At 65.8% G+C, this 424-nt stretch carries 1 protein-coding gene; it reads left to right on the top strand.

Annotated elements, in window-relative coordinates:
- Window positions 1-424 (top strand): group II intron maturase-specific domain-containing protein (locus tag MJ797_RS14255; protein ID WP_305039712.1); only part of this gene is annotated, 424 nt, incomplete at both ends.

Below are 424 nucleotides of genomic sequence, written 5' to 3'. Positions count from 1 at the left end.
CGTGGACTTCCTGGGGTTCAACATCCGCCGCTATCCCAACGGCAAGCTGTTGACCAAGCCGAGCAACGACGCGGTGCGACGGATCCGCGGGCGGCTGTCCACCGAGGTGCGGGCCCTGCGCGGGGCCAACGCCGACGCGGTGATCGCGAAACTCAACCCGATCATCGTCGGATGGGCGGCCTACTACCGGATCGGGGTGTCCAAACGCCTGTTCAACGCGTTGGACGCCGACGTGTGGAGACTGGTCTACAAGTGGGCCAGGTTCCGCCACCCGAACAAGTCGAGGCACTGGGTCAGGGCCCGGTACTTCGGCGCGTTCCATCCGTCCAGGCAGGACACGTGGATCTTCGGAAGTCGGGACACCGGCTTCTACCTGCGGAAGTTTGCCTGGACCCCGATCGTCCGGCACCGGATGGTGGCAGGC

The organism is Protofrankia sp. CiP3 (assembly GCF_917627345.1).
Taxonomy (GTDB): domain Bacteria; phylum Actinomycetota; class Actinomycetes; order Frankiales; family Frankiaceae; genus Protofrankia.
Note: the sequence above shows the minus strand (reverse complement) of the source record. Positions and strands in the feature narration are given on the sequence as shown.